The following is an 18,698-nucleotide window of genomic DNA, read 5'->3' on the forward strand; positions in this document are numbered from 1 at the left end:
GTAAATTAATTAGTGCTAATTTTTCACATACTTAAGTATTCGACATTATAAATAGAATACCCTTTATATTTTTATAAATATATTCTATAGTTTTTAACCTTTAAAAGTAGGAAAAATATAGATGGTTACTGTGATATCTGTCACTTTAAAATCTCTTGGTGGAGGATAGTCTTATCTATGAAAATGGATACTTTTACAAAAAATAAAAATCTATATTCCGAAGAATATAGACCCATCTGTATGCATTAATAAAGTATTTTAAAGATTATACGAATTTAAAGATTATACGAAAAAGACTGGTGAAAGATACTTTCACCAGCCTCATAGGTCAATATATTTTATTTTTCCACTGTATCTTCAATCGGAGTAGGAGGTACGGAGGAGTCTGTAGTTTGACCATCGCCCCACCATACGATGCCATATGTGTGATTTAGGATGGAACGGTTAAATACAGGCGTTTCAATACCTGCTTTGCGTTGTTTGATATAGTCGTCAAGGGCAAGACCTGCTGTGCGCCCCATGCGTACGATGGAACTTACGTTAGTTAATACTAAGAAAGCCATGAATAAATCGGCTAGATTCCATACGAGATCTAGAGAAGCAATAGAGCCAACAAATGTCATAAGAATTACGCCAATACGGAACAAATGTAGGTAGAATCGTTTATTTGTTAAGTGGCTGATATTGATTTCACCGTAGTAATAGTTACCAATTAAGGAACTAAAGGAGAACATAACGATGAAAATGGCTACGGCTGTAGGCGCCCAAGAACCAAGTTGTTGAGCTAGATTATGTTGTACAAGAGCAATGCCTGTTAGACCTGTAGTGCTGTAATCACCCACGATGAGTACGATGAAAGCAGAAGCTGTACAAATGATGAATGTATCAAGGAATACGCCGAATGCTTGTACAAGACCTTGTTCTACAGGGTGGTTAACAGCTGCCGTAGCGGCTGCGTTTGGAACAGAACCTTCCCCGGCTTCGTTAGAGAAGAGCCCCCGTTTGATACCATTCATAACAGTAGCACCTAATAAGCCACCACCTGCTGCAACAGGCTCAAATGCGGAGGCGAAAATAGTATAGATTACATGTGGGAATTGGGTGATATTCATAATTACCACAAATAATGCAGTAGCAATGTATAGAATCGCCATGATAGGAACAATGATTTCAGATGCTTTTGCAACGCGGTTGATACCACCGAATATGATAATACCAAGAAGGACTGCTACTACAGCGCCTGTATAGGACACATCAAGGTTAAATACCTGGAGAGATGCAGCCAAAGTATTGGCTTGTACAGAATTGTAAATCCAACCATAGGTAATACTGATTAAAATAGCAAATAGAACAGATAATGCCTTGTTGTTTAGACCATACCGAATATAGTAAGCTGGTCCGCCATAGAAACCGCCCTTAGCAACAGGTTCTTTGTAGATTTGTGCTAATGTAGATTCGATGAAGCCCGTGGCAGCACCGATGAGTGCGATAACCCACATCCAGAAAATAGCACCAGGGCCACCAAGTACAACGGCAATAGCTATACCTGCGATGTTACCAACACCTACACGAGATGCGGTACTAACACAGAATGCTTGAAATGAGGATACATGGTTCTTTTCTGTAGAGCTACCTGCGCCGTTAATTACGAGGCGAATCATTTCTTTAATCATGCGAATTTGTACAAAATTCGTTGTCATCGTAAAGAAGAGACCTGCGCCGATAAGAATAAAAATGATGAAATAACTCCATAAATAACCGTTTATGGTGGATATAGCATCATTAAGCATTGCTTCCATAAAAACTCCCTTTCTTATAAAAAATCCATATTTCATACTAATCAATGATATTGTATCAATTTCTATAGACTATGTAAAACAAAAATCCTTCACAAATAGGAAGGATTTTGCTTTATATAGTATTTTGTAGGATGTTTTTTATGCCTTAGTAAATTCTTGTGACTCTTCCATTCCTTGCAACAAGGTTTGTTCAGAATGTTCCATGTGAATTCGAGCTAGTTTACGAGCTTGTGCGGCATTGTGAGAGGCGATGGCTTCCACTAATTGACGATGTTCCTCCCAAGTTTTTCTAAGACGACCTGGTTGGTTCATAGAAAAACTACGGAAGCGGTAGGTTTGTTCTCGCAAATTGTGAACAATATCCGCCAATCTTTCATTACGAGATGCGCGGTAGAGGACTTCGTGGAATTCTACGTCCGCAGCCACAACGGATTCCATATTTTTGTTTTCCATATGATCGCCGATTTCTACAAGCATTCTCTCCAGCGTTTCGATTTCCTCTTCTGTAATGCGTTCTGCTGCAAGGCCTGCCGCAAGTTCTTCCAGGGCAGAACGGATTTCAAATACTTGCGTGATATCCTTCAAAGAGATGTTGGCAACGTAGGTGCCGCGGCGAGGCACCATAACGACAAAGCCTTCTAGTTCAAGTTTACGTATGGCTTCACGAATGGGGGTACGACTTACACCTAACTCTTCGGCAAGGGGAATTTCCATGAGGCGCTCCCCAGGTTTTAACACCCCATCTTGGATGGCTTGACGCAATGTTTCACTTACCACTTCTCTTAGTGGTTTATACGCATCGAGTCGTATAGGTTGTAACCGTTTTGTCATACTAAGTCCTCCTGTGTACATGTTTTAGTAATGAGTGACAGCCAATCATGACCAGCTGCTTTAATCTCTTCTTGTAATTGTAAGGCTTCCATAGGTTTGTTAAGTAATACTACCATCGTAGGACCGCTTCCTGTCATGATGGTTGGGTAACCACGGCTAGTGAAAAACTCCTTACATATTCCTAGTTCTTCGTGATCTGGGAATAATAATTCTTCGAAAGTATTAGCGCTACTAGTGAAAGCAGATTGTAAATCATTATTCTGAAGATGATTCAGAACGGTATCGATTGTTTTTGCGGTGGCATTAGATTTACCACTGAAGCGACCATAAGCAATCGCTGTAGAAATAGATACCTTTGGCTTTACTAGTAATAGCCAATGTGCCTCTGGCGATTGGCTATAGGTTAACACTTCGCCACGACCTGTTCCGCGAGCGGTACCACCTTGTAGTAGGAACGGCACATCAGATCCGAGTGAGGCACCAATGTTTAAAAGTTCCTCTTGTGTGAGCCGTAAGTCCCAAAAGCGGTTGAGACCTAATAACATGGCCGCTGCGTCTGCACTACCGCCACCAAGACCCGCTTGAATAGGAACGCGTTTTAATAGGTGGATGGCGGCACCGGCTTTACAACCCGTATAGGCTTGTATGGCACGCAACGCTTTGAGCGCGAGATTATCTTCTCCATAGCTTACGAGCTTTTGCATGTAATCGGGTAACTCAGGAGCGCCACCAGAAAAGACTACGGAATGATGCTTAGCGAAATAAATAGAATCACTAAGGCGAATCGATTGAAATATAGAATCGATGTCGTGGTATCCATCGTCACGCTTGCCTGTAATAGCAAGCCCAATATTAATTTTGCTGCAACCGAGTTGCTCAAAACTTTTACTCATAATAGCCTCGTTTGTAATGTACAAAATATATGCAGTTTATATGTTTATTTTATACTGTTATAAAGTGATTGAAAATAACCATTAAGTGGTTTATGATGATTTTGTATATACCTGTTGTTTGATTATTAAAAGCATTGTAAACAGTGTATGTTTTAATTAGTTCATTATAGAATATTTATAGTGAAATGGCAATTTGGAGGGAGCTATGTTCGCCAAGTATAAAGATGTTGTCTATCAATGTGTCATAGTTGCTGTTGGTTGTGCAATTTTTGGCGCTGGTTTAGATGCCTTTGTACTACCTCACAAACTGGTTAGTACTGGTATTAGTGGGGTAGGGTTGATTTTGTATTATCTAACGGGATTATCCGTTGGTTCTTGGAACGTTATTTTGAACGTCCCTATATTTTGGGCTGCTTGGAAGTGGCTTGGTAAACGTGTAGTGCTTAATACTTTGTATGGTACGCTCATGTTATCGTGGATGATTGATCTGTTTAGTTTCTTGCAATATGACATGATTATTAAGGATCCACTACTCAGTTCTATGATGGCAGGTATCACAACTGGACTAGGACTTGGTATCGTCTACCGTGTAGGTGGTAATACAGGAGGCCTTGATCCAATTGCACTTATCGTTCGCAAATATTATGGTCTTCAAATGGGGTCCATTAATAGCGCTATCAACTGTGCCATCCTCTTAGTTGCTGTCGGCGTTGTTGGACTTGAAGCGGTAGCTGTAACTCTTATCAGTGTGTATGTGTATACTATTATTACAAATAAGGTGGTAATCGGCTTTAATCAACGTAAAGTTGCTTTTATCATTACCTATCGCACCGATGAAGTATGTGAGTGTATTATCAATAAGGTTGGTCGTGGTGCCACTATTATTAATGGTATTGGTGCCTATACACGGACGCCTAAGCAAATTGTGATGGTTGCCGTTAACTTGCTGCAGGTAAATAAATTGAAAGAGGTTATTCAAGAAGCGGACCCAAATGTGTTTATCTTGATTACTGATGCCCAAGAGGTTATCGGTCAAGGTTTTACTCAACCTATTGTTCCTGCGGAAATATCTAAACAGCTGAAATCACAAGATATAACTACCGAAGCGAACAATAATGTTGTAATAGATGAAAATAGTTGTAACAGATAAAAATAAAGAATTATGATAAAATCTCTGGCTGTTGTCATCTTATATTAATTATGCGTAAATATAATATTTTATGAATGATACATACATTTTGAAAATAATTTAATGTAATTGATCGAATATCAAGGTTGTAAAATGAGAGGGCTTGCCCTCAAGATAAGATTAGAGGTTTCTATGACTCATAAATTAGCAGGTACTCCTGTACAAGAACAAGATATTATCGATGTGCAAACCCTTGTGGATGCATATTTTGATAATGCTCCGGATATTACAGATCCGACACAACTCGTATCCTTTGGTACATCTGGCCATCGCGGTACATCTTTAAATGGTACTTTTACAGATTTACATGTGGCGGCTATTACACAAGCTATTTGTGATGGCCGTGGTCAATTCGGTGCCACAGGTCCGCTTTTTGTCGGTCAAGACACACATGCTTTATCTCAGCCAGCCCTTGTAACGGTTCTAGAGGTTCTTGCTGGCAATGGTGTAACGGCAATGGTTGATTCCGATATGGATTTCGTTCCGACGCCATCTATATCTCGGGCCATTATTCGTTATAATGAAAGCCACGATGATAAGGCAGATGGTATCGTGATTACGCCATCTCATAATCCTCCAGATAACGGTGGTATCAAGTATAACGCTACTAATGGCGGTCCGGCGGATACTCTCGTTACAAAATGGATTGAAACTCGAGCTAATGAGTATGTTCGTGCATATTGTGAACTAGAAGGGTTCAAACGTATTAGCATCGACAATATTGAACCTGACCAACAAGTTCCGTATGACTATAAAGGCCTGTACGTAGAAGAACTGTCTTCTATTATTAATATGGAGGCAATACAAAGTGCAAAACCTAAGGTCCTCGTTAATGCCCTCGGCGGTAGTGGACTAGGTTATTGGCGAGCTATTAAAGAGCGCTATAATCTCAACATGGATATTATCAATGATGAATATGATCCAACTTTTAGCTTTATGACCTATGACCATGATGGTAAGGTCCGCATGGATTGTTCCTCCGAATACGCTATGGCCGATGTTATCAAGCAAATTGGTAATTACGATTTGGCTGTTGGTAACGATCCCGATTATGATCGTTATGGTATTGTTAGTGCAGAAGGGCTTGCTTCACCAAATGCATTCCTCGTAGCCGCTGCCGATTATCTATTCACAACCCGTGGTTGGAAGGATAAAGGGGTAGGCAAAACGGTTGTTTGTACAACCATGATTGATAAGTGGGCATCCGTTAAAGAAATTCCTGTGTATGAAGTTCCGGTAGGCTTTAAATACTTTAGTTCTCTATTATTCGATGGGGAAATTGGCATTGGAGGCGAAGAATCTGCTGGTGCATCGTTCCTTAAAAAAGATGGTACCGTATGGACCACAGATAAAGATGGTATGATTATGGCTCTCTTAGCAATGGAGATGTATGCTGTAATGGGCGCAACTGTTGAGAGACTATATAACAATATTGTGGAAGGCTGTGGGGATCCACGATTTGGTCGTATTGATGCGCCTTGTACAAAGGTGGCCAAGGCTAAGTTGAAACAATTAAATGCAAGCTCCATTACGGCTACCGAAGTAGATGGTGATGCGATTACTAATGTTCGCACTACTTCTCTGTATAAAGATATGCCTATTGATGGCGTTCGTGTGGAAACGGAAACAGGCTGGTTTGTAGCACGTCCATCTGGTACTGAAGATTTATATAAAATTTATGGTGAAAGCTATAAAGGTGACAAAGGTCTTATCGCATTGTTAACTGCTGGTGAAGAGATTGTAACAAGTGCTTTGTCTGACGAAGTATAACATATTGTTTTCACTAGAAAACTCATAAAGATTTCACTCATGAAAAATAATAAATGTGTTATAATATATTAATATAGTTTATTGAATGCCCTATACTGGCTATATAGTTTGTAGTGCTTAGAGAAGGTGATGTTATGAAATTAGTTGTTACCGTTGTCGGCGTAGACCGCGTTGGTATCATTGCTGGGGTTAGTACCGTACTCGCTAACTACGGTGTAAATATTATGTCGATAAATCAGACCATCCTTGATGGTGTTTTCAATATGATTATGATGTGTGAAACCAAGTCTGAAGATATGAAAAATCTTACAGCTATCCAAGAGGCTTTGACGACTCAAGGTAAAGAACTAGGTGTTGAAATCCGTGCACAACATGCTGATATTTTCTTGAGCATGCACCGTGTAGGATAGGAGGCACTATGTTATCTATCGACAATATTTTAGAAACGAATCAGATGATTCACGATAATAAGCTTGATGTGCGCACTATTACGATGGGGATTAGCTTGCTAGAATGTGCATCTAGTTCTGGTAAAGAGCTGTGTGACTGTATTTATGACCGTATTACAAAAGAGGCAGAACATCTTGTATCTACAGGGGAAGATATTGAGCGAGAATTCGGCATTCCTATTATCAATAAGCGTATTTCTGTAACACCCATTTCTCTAGTTGCAGGGGGGAGTGATTTAACAGCTTATGTTCCTGTGGCGGAAGCTATGGATCGTGCTGCAAAAACTGTAGGTGTTAATTTTATTGGTGGCTTTTCTGCGCTTGTAACAAAGGGCGCCACTCGAGCTGACCGCATTTTGATTGACTCTATTCCTGAAGCGCTGGCAACTACGGATATCGTTTGTAGCTCTGTTGCTGTGGGCTCTACTAAAACTGGTATCAACATGGACGCAGTGCGAGACATGGGAATCATCGTTAAGAAAACTGCAGAGCTTACAAAGGATAATGATGCTCTTGGCTGCGCTAAGCTCGTAATTTTCTGTAATCCTGTAGAGGATAACCCGTTTATGGCGGGTGCTTTCTTCGGGGTAACAGAAGGGGATAGTGCTATTTCTGTAGGTGTATCTGGCCCGGGCGTTGTAAAACATGCGCTTGAATCCGTTCGAGGTCAATCCTTTGACGTTGTAGCAGAAACGATTAAACGTACTGCTTTCAAAATCACGCGCGTAGGTCAATTGGTAGCCCAAGAGGCATCCCGTCGTCTCGGTAAACCATTTGGTATTATTGATTTATCTTTGGCACCAACGCCAGCTGTAGGTGACTCTGTAGCTCATGTTCTTGAAGAAATGGGCTTGTCCTCTTGTGGTTGTCATGGTACCACAGCGGCACTAGCATTACTTAATGATGCGGTGAAAAAAGGTGGTCTTATGGCTTCCTCTCACGTAGGTGGTCTTAGTGGTGCATTCATTCCTGTCTCGGAAGATGCAGGCATGATTGATGCTGTATCCTGTGGCAGTTTGACGCTTGATAAATTAGAGGCCATGACATGTGTTTGTTCTGTAGGGCTTGATATGATTGCTATTCCTGGAGACACTACTGCTGACACCATTTCTGCTATCATTGCAGATGAATCAGCAATTGGTATGATTAATAATAAGACAACTGCGGTTCGTGTAATTCCTGTACCTGGTAAGACTGTTGGAGAGGTTGTTGAATTTGGTGGATTATTAGGTTATGCTCCTATTATCGAAGTGAGTCCATATAGTGCAGCCGAGTTCATCGCCCGTGGTGGCAGAATTCCTGCTCCTATTCGTAGCTTAACGAACTAATCCGTTTTTACAACCTACTTGTTGGAGGTGTCTTATGAGTGAATATGTGCTCGATTATGTGTGGGCCTTTGCACTAGCGCTCATCATAACCTTTGCACTTACCCCATTGGTAAAACGCTTTGCCGTTGCTGTTGGGGCAATAGATAAGCCTGATGCTCGAAAGGTGCATCATGGTGCGATTCCACGACTTGGTGGATTAGCAATCTTTCTCGGTTATGTGGGATCGGTTCTTTTTAACGATTCCATTCCGCATGATCATAAATTGTTTGGGTTTGTCCTTGGTACAGTCATTTTGGTGCTAGTTGGTATTTGGGACGACATTAAACAAATTGAGCCAAAAACTAAGTTAATGGGCCAAATTATAGCCGCCGCTATCCTAGTGGCTTATGATATTCGAGTAGATTTCATCAACCTTCCTTGGGGTGGTGTAGTATATCTCAAGTATTGGGCTATCCCATTGACTATTTTCTGGATAGTTGGTTTTACAAATATTGTAAACCTTATCGATGGCCTTGATGGCTTGGCTGCAGGTATTTCTTTTATCGCATGTATCGCTGTTTGTGCAATGACATTGCAACTAGGTCAAACTGATCTTGCTTGTATCTCTCTTGCCTTAGCAGGTGCGACTGTAGGTTTCTTGCGGTATAATTTCAATCCTGCAAAAATATTCATGGGTGATACGGGATCCATGTTATTAGGCTATACATTAGCGGCTATTTCCGTTATGGGCGCTGTGAAGACAGCTGCTATGATTGCTCTAGTGGTACCTGCCATTGTGTTAGGCTTGCCTATTTTGGACACCTTATTTGCCATTGTGCGCCGTAAAATCAGTGGACGTCCCATCTTTAAACCCGATAAAGGTCATGTTCACCATCGTTTATTGGCACAAGGATTAACACAAAAGCAAGCTGTATTGTTGATGTATGCAGTAACAGCTCTTTTCGGCGGTGTATCTGTTATCGTTGCAGAGGTTAATGCTTGGGTCGGCGCGACCTTGGTATTAGTAATTTTCTTGTGTAGTATTTATATTGCACGACGTCTTGGCGTTATCATGCATAGTGATGCGGCAGGGCATCCGTTACCACGTCCTACAATTGAACGTAGCGACTCGGATGATACCATATCCTTTGATCGCGATGAATTGGCTAAAGCCTTGGAGAATACTGATGATTCTCATAAGGAATAACCATCTGTGGGGCGCTTGGCGCCCCATTTTTTCTATCCTACTACGTTGGAGGCAACTATGTTAAAAGTTATGACAATCTTTGGTACAAGACCTGAGGCTATCAAGATGGCTCCTCTTGTAAAAGCATTACAAGCAGCACCAGATATGGAACCTATCGTCACCGTTACGGCACAGCATCGAGATATGCTTGATCAAGTACTAAACTTGTTTAATATTACCCCAGACTATGATTTAAATATTATGAGCCAAGGTCAAACACTATATGATGTAACTAATCGTGCTTTGATGGGCCTTAAAGATGTATTAGAAGAAGCAAAACCTGATGTGGTACTCGTTCATGGTGATACTACAACTACCTTTGCTGGTGCCTTGGCTTCTTTCTACCAAGAAATTCCTGTAGGTCACGTGGAAGCAGGATTACGGACAGGTGATATTTACTCTCCGTTCCCTGAAGAGATGAATCGCAAATTGACGGGGTCTATTGCGACGTATCACTTTGCGCCTACTTCTAGTTCTGAAAGCAATTTAAAAAAGGAAAATATTAATACAGAACATCTTTATGTAACAGGGAATACTGTTATCGATGCTCTTGATACGACGGTACAAGACAACTATGTATTCGATGATGCAGCTATTAATGCTCTTGATCCTAAAAAACGTACGGTTCTTGTTACCACACATCGCCGAGAAAACTTAGGTGAACCTATGCGCCATGTATATCAAGCCATTCGCGATTTAATTAATGAATTTGAAGATATTCAAGTTGTTTTCCCTGTACATAAAAATCCTAAAGTTCGCCAAGTTGTACAAGAGGAGCTTGGCTCTGTGGATCGTGTTACATTAATCGATCCTCTTGACTATGAACCATTTGCAAACTTGATGGCTAAATCTTACTTGATTTTGACTGATTCAGGTGGGATTCAAGAGGAAGCCCCAGCTCTTGGTAAGCCAGTTCTCGTATTGCGTGATACGACAGAACGTCCTGAAGCAGTAGAAGCAGGTACCGTTCGCCTTGTAGGTACTGATAAAGATGCGGTACATAAAGCCGCTTATGAATTATTGAGCAATGCTGAAGCGTATAAGTTGATGTCTAACTCTGTTAACCCATATGGTGATGGTAAAGCATCTGAACGCATCATCCAAGCGTTGCGCCATGAGTTCTTAGGCAATCCTAATCGTCCTGAACGATTTGGTAAATAATATGGATAAGGATCTTGTGAAAGCCCTCGCCATGGCAACATCAGCGGGGGTCACACTGGTCTCCTGTATAGGAGGTTTTATTTGGCTAGGTTATAAATTGGATACTTGGCTTCAAACGGAACCACTCTGCATGGTCATATTTGGCCTAATAGGAGCTATAACAGGGTTTTATATGTTATATAAACAAGTTAAGTAGTGAGGTATGTATGAATCAATATATAAAATTCATAGTGCGAGTGCTGCTGACTTGTTTTTTTATTGCTTTTTTGGGCAGTATAATACAAGTTTTATGTGGCTTAGAACAGTATCTATGGGGATGGCTTTGGGGCATCTTTATAATGGTTCTCTACTTACTTAGCCTAGCTTTGCATGGACAATCTATTGTGTCAGGAGATCCTTATAAAGCCGTACGTAAATCTCGTAGACAGATGATTTGGCGCCTTATGTTAGTAGGCTCTCTAGTGGTCTTAGGTCTGAAAATTCCCGGTGTAGAGGCTGTTAGCATGTTTATAGGTATCGCGCTTATTCAGCCTGCATTATATGCTGTGTACTGGTGGCTCAGTTGCCAGTTTTAGTTCTAAAATGACCTAAAATAGGAACAACAAAGGTATTCCAATTATGCATTGTATACATTATATTTATGATTAATTGGAATTGCTTACCCTTCAAGTGTTGATTATATATCTATAACGATGTATGATGATACATATATATTATATTTATATTAATGTAAATATATTAGGTTTTTATTAGGTTTATGGAAGGGGTTGAGAACGTGGAATTACATGCGGGACACCATGAGGTCGTGCAGTGGTTGGGGTTGACATTTAATATGGATACTTTAATTGCTACATGGGTTACTATGGCTATTGTAATACTGATAACAGTATTAGCCACCCGGGGACGTAAATTGGTGCCTGTAGGCTTGCAGAATATAGTGGAATCTATATTAGAAGGCTTAGAGGGGCAATTAGCTCCGAATTTGGGTCGCCATTGGCCGATGGTGAGTTCCTTGTTATTTACGTTTTTCTTATTTATTTTTGTAGGAAATGAGTTAGGCTTAATGCCAACATTCAAGGCTTTAACATCACCAACATCCGATATTAACACTACAATTGCATTAGCTTTATGTAGTACATTAGTGGTATGGGTTATGGGGGTTAAAGTTAAAGGCTTATCTTATTTTAAGCATTTTGTACGACCTTATAAGGCTTTGTTAATACTCAATATTTTCGAGGAAATTGCTAGACCTGTTACACTTGCTTTCCGTCTATTCGGTAACATTGTGGCAGGTGAAATTTTGTTAGAAGTATTATATAACTTGCCTTGGTTTGTGCCGGTACCATGGGTTTGGATTGCTTTTAGTCTATTTATTGGTATTATTCAAGCCTTTATTTTTACCGTTCTTACTGCATCCTATTTGGGGATGGGGCTTAGTGAGGAACATTAATTAATTTATATGGAGGATATATTATGGAAGCTCAAGGTTTATTCGCGTTAGCAGCGGCAATTGCAGTAGGTTGTGGTGCTATTGGTGCAGGTATCGGTGATGGTCTTGTATCTAGCAAAGTTATTGAAGGTATTACACGCCAACCTGAATTGCGCGGTCAATTGATGTCTACTATGTTCGTAGCGATTGGTTTGATCGAAGCGATGCCTATCATCGGTGTAGTAGTAGCATTTATTTTGTTATTCAGATAATAACGAGGAGGAATAACCTTGGTTGACTTAAGCCTTGGAACGATTCTTGCTCAAATGTTGAACTTTTTTATATTAGTTTGGCTATTGGCTCGTTTTGCATATAAACCATTATTGGCTATAATGACAGAACGTAAAGAACGAATTGCTAAAGACTTAGAAGCTGCAGAACAAGCTCGCGCAGAAGCAGAGGGGTTTAAAGCTGATTATGCAGCTCAAATTGCTAATGCTCGTATAGAGGCACAACAAATTGTTGAAAAAGCAGTTCAAGAAGCAGAAAATACAACACGTGAACAATTGTCAACAGCACGCGAGCAAATTGAACAAGAAAAAAATCGTGCTCGCCAAGATATCGCTATTGAACGCGATCGTGCTATGAACAGCTTGCGTAACGAAGTGGTATCTTTATCTGTAGCTATGGCTGGTAAAGTTGTTGCTAAAGATATGAACAGCGAAACTAATACAAAATTGATCGAAGACGCTATTCGTCAACTTGATAGTAAAACGATAGGGTTGTGATACGATGAGCATAGAAATTGTAGCAGATAAATACAGTTCAGCTATGTTTGAATTAGCTCAAGAACAAAATATTTTGGAACTCATGGAGGAGCAATTAGGTTATGTAGCGTCCGTTATGGCGGAACAGCCTGAACTTCGTTCATTCCTTGAAAATCCAATCGTTACAGAAGATGCAAAGATTAAGTTAGTTGGTTCTATCTTTGAATCTAGTATCGACAAAGTTGCTTTACATTTTATCTATGTGATGATTAAACGTGGGCGCCATCGTTATATTGCGCAGGCCATTGCAGCGTTTATTCAAAAATCACGAGAGGCTCGTGGCATTTTGGAAGCTACTGTAACTGTAGCAGAACCAATCACAGCTGAGGTAGAAGCATCTGTACAAGCTAAATTACGAGAAGTAACAGGGAAAGATGTTATTTTATCTGTGCGCCAAGATCCATCAATTATGGGTGGTATCGTTATCCAAGTAGGAGATAAACGCATTGATGGTTCTGTATCTCGTCGTTTAGAGGAATTAGAAAAATCTTTATTAAGAACGAACTCTATTAGATAGGGGTGAATGGGTATATATGAAAATGAAGCCTGAAGAAATCACTGCTATAATCAAACAGCAGATTCAGGACTATGATGTTGACCTCAATGTCGATGACGTGGGTACTGTTCTCGACGTAGGGGATGGCATCGCCCATATTTATGGTCTTGAAAGAGCCATGGCCGGTGAGTTGCTAGAATTACCACACGGCGTATATGGCTTGGTTTTGAACTTAGAATTAGATAATGTTGGTGCCGTACTATTAGGTGATGACTTCTTGATTAAAGAAGGAGACCAAGTGCGTCGTACTGGCAAAATTATGGACGTTCCTGCTGGAGATGCCTTGATTGGTCGTGTAGTAAATCCTCTTGGTCAACCTCTTGATGGCAAGGGTGCTATTCAAGCTACAGAACGTCGTCCTATCGAACATCCAGCACCTGGTATTGCGGATCGTCAATCCGTAAATGAACCATTGCAAACAGGTCTTAAAGCGATTGATGCGATGGTACCAATCGGCCGTGGTCAACGTGAGCTTATCATCGGTGACCGTGGTACAGGTAAAACTGCGATTGCCTTAGATACTATTTTGAACCAAAAAGGCAAAGATGTTATTTGTATTTATGTAGCTATTGGTCAAAAAGAATCTACGGTTGCTCGCGTAGTGCAAAAGCTTGAAGAAGCAGGCGCTATGGAATATACAATCGTAGTTTCTGCGAGTGCTTCCACAGGTGCACCTCTTCAATACATTGCACCATATGCTGGTGTTGCCATGGGTGAATACTTTATGTACCAAGGTAAACACGTATTATGCGTATATGATGACTTAACAAAACAAGCGGCTGCATATCGTGCTATGTCCCTATTATTGCGCCGTCCACCAGGACGTGAAGCATATCCAGGTGACGTATTCTACTTACACAGTCGTCTATTAGAGCGGGCTGCGAAACTTTCATCTGAACTTGGTGGAGGTTCTATTACAGCGTTGCCAATCATTGAAACACAAGCAGGTGACGTATCTGCATACATTCCAACAAACGTAATTTCCATTACTGATGGTCAAATTTTCTTGGGAACAGATATGTTCTATTCTGGTATTCGTCCAGCTGTTGACGTAGGTTTGTCCGTATCCCGTGTAGGTGGTAGCGCACAAACTAAAGCGATGAAGCAAGTGGCGGGCCAATTGCGTTTGGACCTTGCTCAATATCGTGAGTTGGCTGCTTTCGCTCAGTTTGGTTCCGACCTTGATGCGGCTACACGCGCTCAACTTGATCGTGGTGAACGCTTAACTGAAATGTTAAAACAAGGTCAATATGAGCCTATGAGTGTAGCGGAAATGGTTATTAATCTGTACGCTGGTACTAAAGGGTACTTAGCAGATATTCAAGTGGCAGATGTATTGTCCTTTGAAGCTGAACTTTTACGTTATGTAAAAACAAATTACCCTGAAATCATCACTAACATTGAAACGTCTAAGAAAATTGACGAAGAAACTGAAAATCTATTGAAGCAAGCAATCCCAGAATGTGTTGAAGCATTTGGCTCTACACATACATTAGTGTCTCGTAAGGAGGCGTAATGTATGGCTAGTGCACAAGATTTGCGAAAACGCATAAAAAGTGTTACCAATACGCAACAAATTACAAAAGCGATGAAGATGGTAGCTTCTGCTCGTCTTCGTAGGGCACAAACAAAAGCGGAAGCTACTCGTCCTTACGCAGAAAAGATAGGGCAAATCTTGCGTCATATGTCTAATAGTGATTTAGAAGGCTTTGAAAGTCCTCTCTTAGATGTGCGACCTGTAGAGCGCACTTGCTATATTGTAGTAGGTGCAGATAAAGGTCTTGCAGGGGCATTTTCGTCTAATGTGTTGAAATTTGCTATGGAACAATTACATGGTAAATCTCCTGATACATACCGTGTTATCACGGCAGGCAGAAAGCCTAGAGATAGCATGAAATCTAGAGGTATTCGCATCGATAAGTCCTATGCGGGCTTTTCTGATAAACCGTCCTATGAACATGCGCGTGCCATCATGCATGAAGCACTTTCACTATATGAACGTCATGAAGTAGACGAAGTCATCATGATCTATACACGTTTTGTAAATTCTATGACGCAAATTGCACAGGCTGAGCGCTTGTTGCCAATAGAGCAACCACAAGATGAGGTAAAAGGCGAAGAGTATGATTTTATGCCGTCCGCCGTATCCGTCTTGGAGGCGTTGCTGCCAAAATACTTAGAAATTACAGTTTATAATGGATTGTTGCAATCTGCAGCTAGTGAATTGGGTGCTCGTATGACGGCCATGACATCGGCTACAGATAATGCAGGGGAACTCATTGAGTCCTTAGGCCTTGAATACAACAAGTTGCGTCAATCTAGCATTACAAACGAAATTTCTGAAATCGTTGGTGGCGCTAATGCCTTGCAATAGATAAGGAGACATCTGTCGATGAGTAATAATATTGGTAAAGTTGTGCAGGTCATCGGTCCAGTTGTAGACGTGCGCTTTGATGCTGGTCATTTACCAGCTATCTACAACGCCATCCACATCTACCATGACCACAAGGCACACGATAGACAAAAAATCGTAGTAGAGGTTATGCAACACTTAGGCGACGATACAGTTCGTTGCGTTGCCATGAGTTCTACTGACGGTATGACACGTAATATGGAAGCGGAAGATACTGGTGCTCCAATTTCCGTTCCTGTAGGGGAAGGTGTATTGGGTCGTATCTTTAACGTACTTGGTGAAACTGTAGACCATGATCCAGCACCTGTGGTGGCTGATGAAAAATGGCCTATTCACCGTCCGGCACCTAAATTTGATGACCTTTCTCCAGATACACAAATCTTGGAAACAGGTATTAAGGTCGTTGACCTTATCGCTCCATATGTAAAAGGTGGTAAGATTGGTCTCTTCGGTGGTGCCGGTGTAGGTAAAACCGTATTGATCATGGAATTGATTCACAATGTTGCTACAGAGCACGGCGGTTATTCCGTATTCTCTGGCGTAGGCGAACGTACTCGTGAAGGTAACGACTTGTGGAACGAAATGAAAGAGTCCGGCGTTATCAACAAAACAGCTCTCGTATATGGACAAATGAATGAGCCGCCAGGGGCTCGTATGCGCGTAGGTCTTACAGGCCTTACAATGGCTGAATACTTCCGTGATGTGAAAAAACAAGACGTGCTCTTGTTCATTGATAACATCTTCCGCTTTATCCAAGCGGGTTCCGAAGTATCCGCCCTCTTAGGTCGTATGCCATCTGCCGTAGGTTATCAACCTACATTGGCTAATGACGTAGGGGCATTGCAAGAACGTATTACATCTACAAAAGAAGGTTCTATTACCTCCGTACAAGCTGTATACGTACCTGCCGATGACTTGACTGACCCTGCTCCAGCAGCGACATTCGCTCACTTGGATGCGACAACAGTATTGTCTCGTTCCATTGCGGAACTTGGTATCTATCCGGCGGTGGATCCTCTGGATTCTACAAGCCGTATTTTGGACCCACATGTACTTGGTGAAGAGCACTACGCAGTAGCTCGTGGCGTACAAGAAGTATTGCAAAAATATCGCGATCTTCAAGATATTATCGCAATCCTCGGTATGGAAGAATTGTCTGACGAAGATAAACTCACTGTATCTCGCGCTCGTAAGATTCAACGTTTCTTGAGTCAACCATTCTTCGTAGCAGAAGTATTTACTGGTTCTCCTGGTAAATATGTGCCATTGTCCGAAACATTGAGAGGCTTCAGAGAAATTTTGGATGGTAAACATGATGAATTGCCAGAAGGTGCATTCTACATGGTTGGTACCATAGATGAAGCCGTTCAAAAAGCAAAGGAAATGCAAGAGAAGGGGGAATAATCCATGGCGGAACCTATGACCCTACAGATAATTACACCTGATGCGATTGTATTCGAAGGCCAATCTACATTCTTTGTAGGTAAAGCTATCGATGGTGCTTTTGGTATTTTGCCAAACCATGCACCTATGATTATCGCATTAGACTTGGCACCTTTACGCATTGATCAACCAGATGGAACATCTCGTGAATATGCTGTATTTGGGGGCTTCTGTGAAATTGAACATAATAAGGTGAGTATTGTAACCCCTGACTGTCAAGATCCAACATCCATTGATGTGGAACGTGCTCGTCGAGCTAAAGAGCGTGCTGAAGGTCGGTTATCAAATCCTACACCTGATATTGATGTAGAAAGAGCGGAAGCAGCATTGCAACGTGCCTTATTGCGCTTGCATGTTACAAAAATGTTATAAGAAAAAGGCTAGCCAGCTGGCTAGCCTTTTTATCTTTCTAATTTTGATTATAAAACGCTCACACCTTTTAAGGAGTACGCAGTATTCTTAGGTTGTTCTACTTGAAAATCTAGTACAACAGGTGCCTCAGAATTGATACCAGGTGCTTGGTAACGGTCACGGTCTGTTGGAATTCGTTTATATGGTAATTTATCAAGTAATATAGTCATAACTTTGTTCCAAACTGATTTATGTGTTGGCATAGTCAAAGAGTCATCAGTTTGGTTGAAGCCCGTACGAACAGTATGGATTATCTTATCGTTTACATCATAATAGTATAAAAGGGCATTAACCTTTGCGGCGATATAAATTTCATGATTATCCTTATTATACGGATCTGGGCTATTAATAGTATTAACTTGTACATATACGTCTTGTAATGGTACAGGCATAATAACGATTTCAGAATTTTGGGCCTCTGCAATTTGAGCAAGATCAGCGGCTTTAATTTCTGCAGTTGGTGTGTTAGTACTTACGATGGTTGTATTATAGTAAGGATATTTAAGTGTATTTGATAAGCGATCTGTCATGTAGCGACCAAATTGAGCTGTGTTTTCATTGCGCAAATTTGCTGGTACAACAATAGTAACTTTACGGCTCGGAAAGTTTTCTAAGTGTCCATCATGACTTGTACTAGAAGTATTAATTGTCGCTTTTTCCGGAGCTCCAGAAATCGGTGTAGATGTTGGTGTTGCAGCCACTTTTATGACAGGCTCCATATTCGTTTCAGGGGCTAATGTAGGAGCTTCATTACTTGTGCTACTTTGTATAGTGCTAAGAGCTACAGGTTGTGTTGTATTTGGCGTTAATTGACTCAAATCGATCATAGCAGCACTGGCTGTTGTAAATACAGTTGTGAGTAGTACAGCAAGTACTGTAAGTAGTGGACGTTTATAGAGTCCGAAGTTATGTAACATAATTCCTCCTCTTAATAAAACTCTTTTAAAATTACAAATTATACAATTTATATTATT

At 40.9% G+C, this 18,698-nt stretch carries 20 protein-coding genes; 16 read left to right on the forward strand and 4 right to left on the reverse strand.

Annotated elements, in window-relative coordinates:
• Positions 1 to 338: 338 nt before the first annotated feature.
• The 3 genes from HMPREF0874_RS06100 to ispE all read right to left on the reverse strand — a co-directional run bounded on the left by HMPREF0874_RS06100 (position 339) and on the right by ispE (position 3,523).
• On the reverse strand, positions 339 to 1,799 hold the full coding sequence (locus HMPREF0874_RS06100; protein WP_021148542.1) for a sodium:alanine symporter family protein: 1,461 nt from the start codon (positions 1,797 to 1,799) through the stop codon (positions 339 to 341).
• A gap of 138 nt (positions 1,800 to 1,937) precedes the next feature.
• On the reverse strand, positions 1,938 to 2,630 hold the full coding sequence (locus HMPREF0874_RS06105; protein WP_004697535.1) for a GntR family transcriptional regulator: 693 nt from the start codon (positions 2,628 to 2,630) through the stop codon (positions 1,938 to 1,940).
• A complete protein-coding gene (gene ispE / locus HMPREF0874_RS06110) occupies positions 2,627 to 3,523 on the reverse strand; it encodes a 4-(cytidine 5'-diphospho)-2-C-methyl-D-erythritol kinase (RefSeq protein WP_008602429.1) in 897 nt (298 codons plus the stop codon). Before ispE ends, HMPREF0874_RS06105 begins: the two co-directional genes overlap by 4 nt.
• A gap of 205 nt (positions 3,524 to 3,728) precedes the next feature.
• Here ispE and HMPREF0874_RS06115 point away from each other — a divergent pair, with 205 nt between their 5' ends.
• The 16 genes from HMPREF0874_RS06115 to atpC all read left to right on the forward strand — a co-directional run bounded on the left by HMPREF0874_RS06115 (position 3,729) and on the right by atpC (position 17,685).
• Positions 3,729 to 4,673, forward strand: coding sequence for a YitT family protein (locus HMPREF0874_RS06115; RefSeq protein WP_008602433.1), 945 nt, complete (start codon positions 3,729 to 3,731; stop codon positions 4,671 to 4,673).
• Between the two features lie 171 nt (positions 4,674 to 4,844).
• Positions 4,845 to 6,482 carry a phosphoglucomutase gene (locus HMPREF0874_RS06120; protein WP_039965238.1) on the forward strand — a complete coding sequence of 546 codons (1,638 nt, stop codon included), beginning with the start codon at positions 4,845 to 4,847 and terminating at the stop codon, positions 6,480 to 6,482.
• 134 nt (positions 6,483 to 6,616) lie between these two features.
• Positions 6,617 to 6,892 carry an ACT domain-containing protein gene (locus HMPREF0874_RS06125; RefSeq protein WP_004695058.1) on the forward strand — a complete coding sequence of 92 codons (276 nt, stop codon included), beginning with the start codon at positions 6,617 to 6,619 and terminating at the stop codon, positions 6,890 to 6,892.
• Between the two features lie 8 nt (positions 6,893 to 6,900).
• Entirely contained in the window at positions 6,901 to 8,259 is a 1,359-nt protein-coding gene (locus HMPREF0874_RS06130; RefSeq protein ID WP_008602437.1) for a PFL family protein, read from the forward strand.
• A 34-nt stretch (positions 8,260 to 8,293) separates the two neighbouring features.
• Complete coding sequence (locus HMPREF0874_RS06135; RefSeq protein ID WP_004697504.1) at positions 8,294 to 9,445, forward strand: glycosyltransferase family 4 protein; 1,152 nt, start codon at positions 8,294 to 8,296, stop codon at positions 9,443 to 9,445.
• Between the two features lie 57 nt (positions 9,446 to 9,502).
• Entirely contained in the window at positions 9,503 to 10,645 is a 1,143-nt protein-coding gene (gene wecB, locus HMPREF0874_RS06140; protein ID WP_021148539.1) for a non-hydrolyzing UDP-N-acetylglucosamine 2-epimerase, read from the forward strand.
• 1 nt (position 10,646) lies between these two features.
• A complete protein-coding gene (locus tag HMPREF0874_RS06145; RefSeq protein ID WP_012864790.1) occupies positions 10,647 to 10,841 on the forward strand; it encodes an AtpZ/AtpI family protein in 195 nt (64 codons plus the stop codon).
• Between the two features lie 142 nt (positions 10,842 to 10,983).
• Complete coding sequence (locus HMPREF0874_RS10120) at positions 10,984 to 11,220, forward strand: hypothetical protein (protein WP_042986657.1); 237 nt, start codon at positions 10,984 to 10,986, stop codon at positions 11,218 to 11,220.
• A gap of 182 nt (positions 11,221 to 11,402) precedes the next feature.
• On the forward strand, positions 11,403 to 12,095 hold the full coding sequence (atpB, locus tag HMPREF0874_RS06155) for a F0F1 ATP synthase subunit A (RefSeq protein ID WP_004697507.1): 693 nt from the start codon (positions 11,403 to 11,405) through the stop codon (positions 12,093 to 12,095).
• A 23-nt stretch (positions 12,096 to 12,118) separates the two neighbouring features.
• A complete protein-coding gene (gene atpE, locus HMPREF0874_RS06160) occupies positions 12,119 to 12,346 on the forward strand; it encodes a F0F1 ATP synthase subunit C (protein WP_004695064.1) in 228 nt (75 codons plus the stop codon).
• A gap of 18 nt (positions 12,347 to 12,364) precedes the next feature.
• Complete coding sequence (atpF, locus tag HMPREF0874_RS06165) at positions 12,365 to 12,862, forward strand: F0F1 ATP synthase subunit B (RefSeq protein ID WP_004697511.1); 498 nt, start codon at positions 12,365 to 12,367, stop codon at positions 12,860 to 12,862.
• Between the two features lie 4 nt (positions 12,863 to 12,866).
• Positions 12,867 to 13,418, forward strand: coding sequence for an ATP synthase F1 subunit delta (gene atpH, locus HMPREF0874_RS06170; protein WP_004697545.1), 552 nt, complete (start codon positions 12,867 to 12,869; stop codon positions 13,416 to 13,418).
• Positions 13,419 to 13,434: 16 nt separating this feature from the next.
• Positions 13,435 to 14,973, forward strand: a complete 1,539-nt coding sequence (gene atpA, locus HMPREF0874_RS06175; protein WP_008602446.1) for a F0F1 ATP synthase subunit alpha — start codon at positions 13,435 to 13,437, stop codon at positions 14,971 to 14,973.
• Between the two features lie 3 nt (positions 14,974 to 14,976).
• Positions 14,977 to 15,831, forward strand: coding sequence for an ATP synthase F1 subunit gamma (gene atpG / locus HMPREF0874_RS06180; RefSeq protein WP_004697537.1), 855 nt, complete (start codon positions 14,977 to 14,979; stop codon positions 15,829 to 15,831).
• Between the two features lie 18 nt (positions 15,832 to 15,849).
• Positions 15,850 to 17,274: a F0F1 ATP synthase subunit beta gene (gene atpD / locus HMPREF0874_RS06185; RefSeq protein ID WP_004695069.1), complete on the forward strand. Its 1,425-nt coding sequence runs from the start codon at positions 15,850 to 15,852 to the stop codon at positions 17,272 to 17,274.
• Between the two features lie 3 nt (positions 17,275 to 17,277).
• Positions 17,278 to 17,685 carry an ATP synthase F1 subunit epsilon gene (gene atpC / locus HMPREF0874_RS06190; protein WP_008602448.1) on the forward strand — a complete coding sequence of 136 codons (408 nt, stop codon included), beginning with the start codon at positions 17,278 to 17,280 and terminating at the stop codon, positions 17,683 to 17,685.
• A 47-nt stretch (positions 17,686 to 17,732) separates the two neighbouring features.
• Here atpC and HMPREF0874_RS06195 read toward each other — a convergent pair whose 3' ends face one another.
• The gene (locus HMPREF0874_RS06195) at positions 17,733 to 18,641 is read right to left on the reverse strand and encodes a hypothetical protein (RefSeq protein WP_008602456.1); all 909 of its coding nucleotides are present in this window, start codon (positions 18,639 to 18,641) and stop codon (positions 17,733 to 17,735) included.
• Between the last annotated feature and the right edge of the window lie 57 nt (positions 18,642 to 18,698).

Origin of the sequence: Veillonella sp. 6_1_27, assembly GCF_000163735.1 — a bacterium.
Lineage (GTDB): Bacteria > Bacillota > Negativicutes > Veillonellales > Veillonellaceae > Veillonella > Veillonella parvula_A.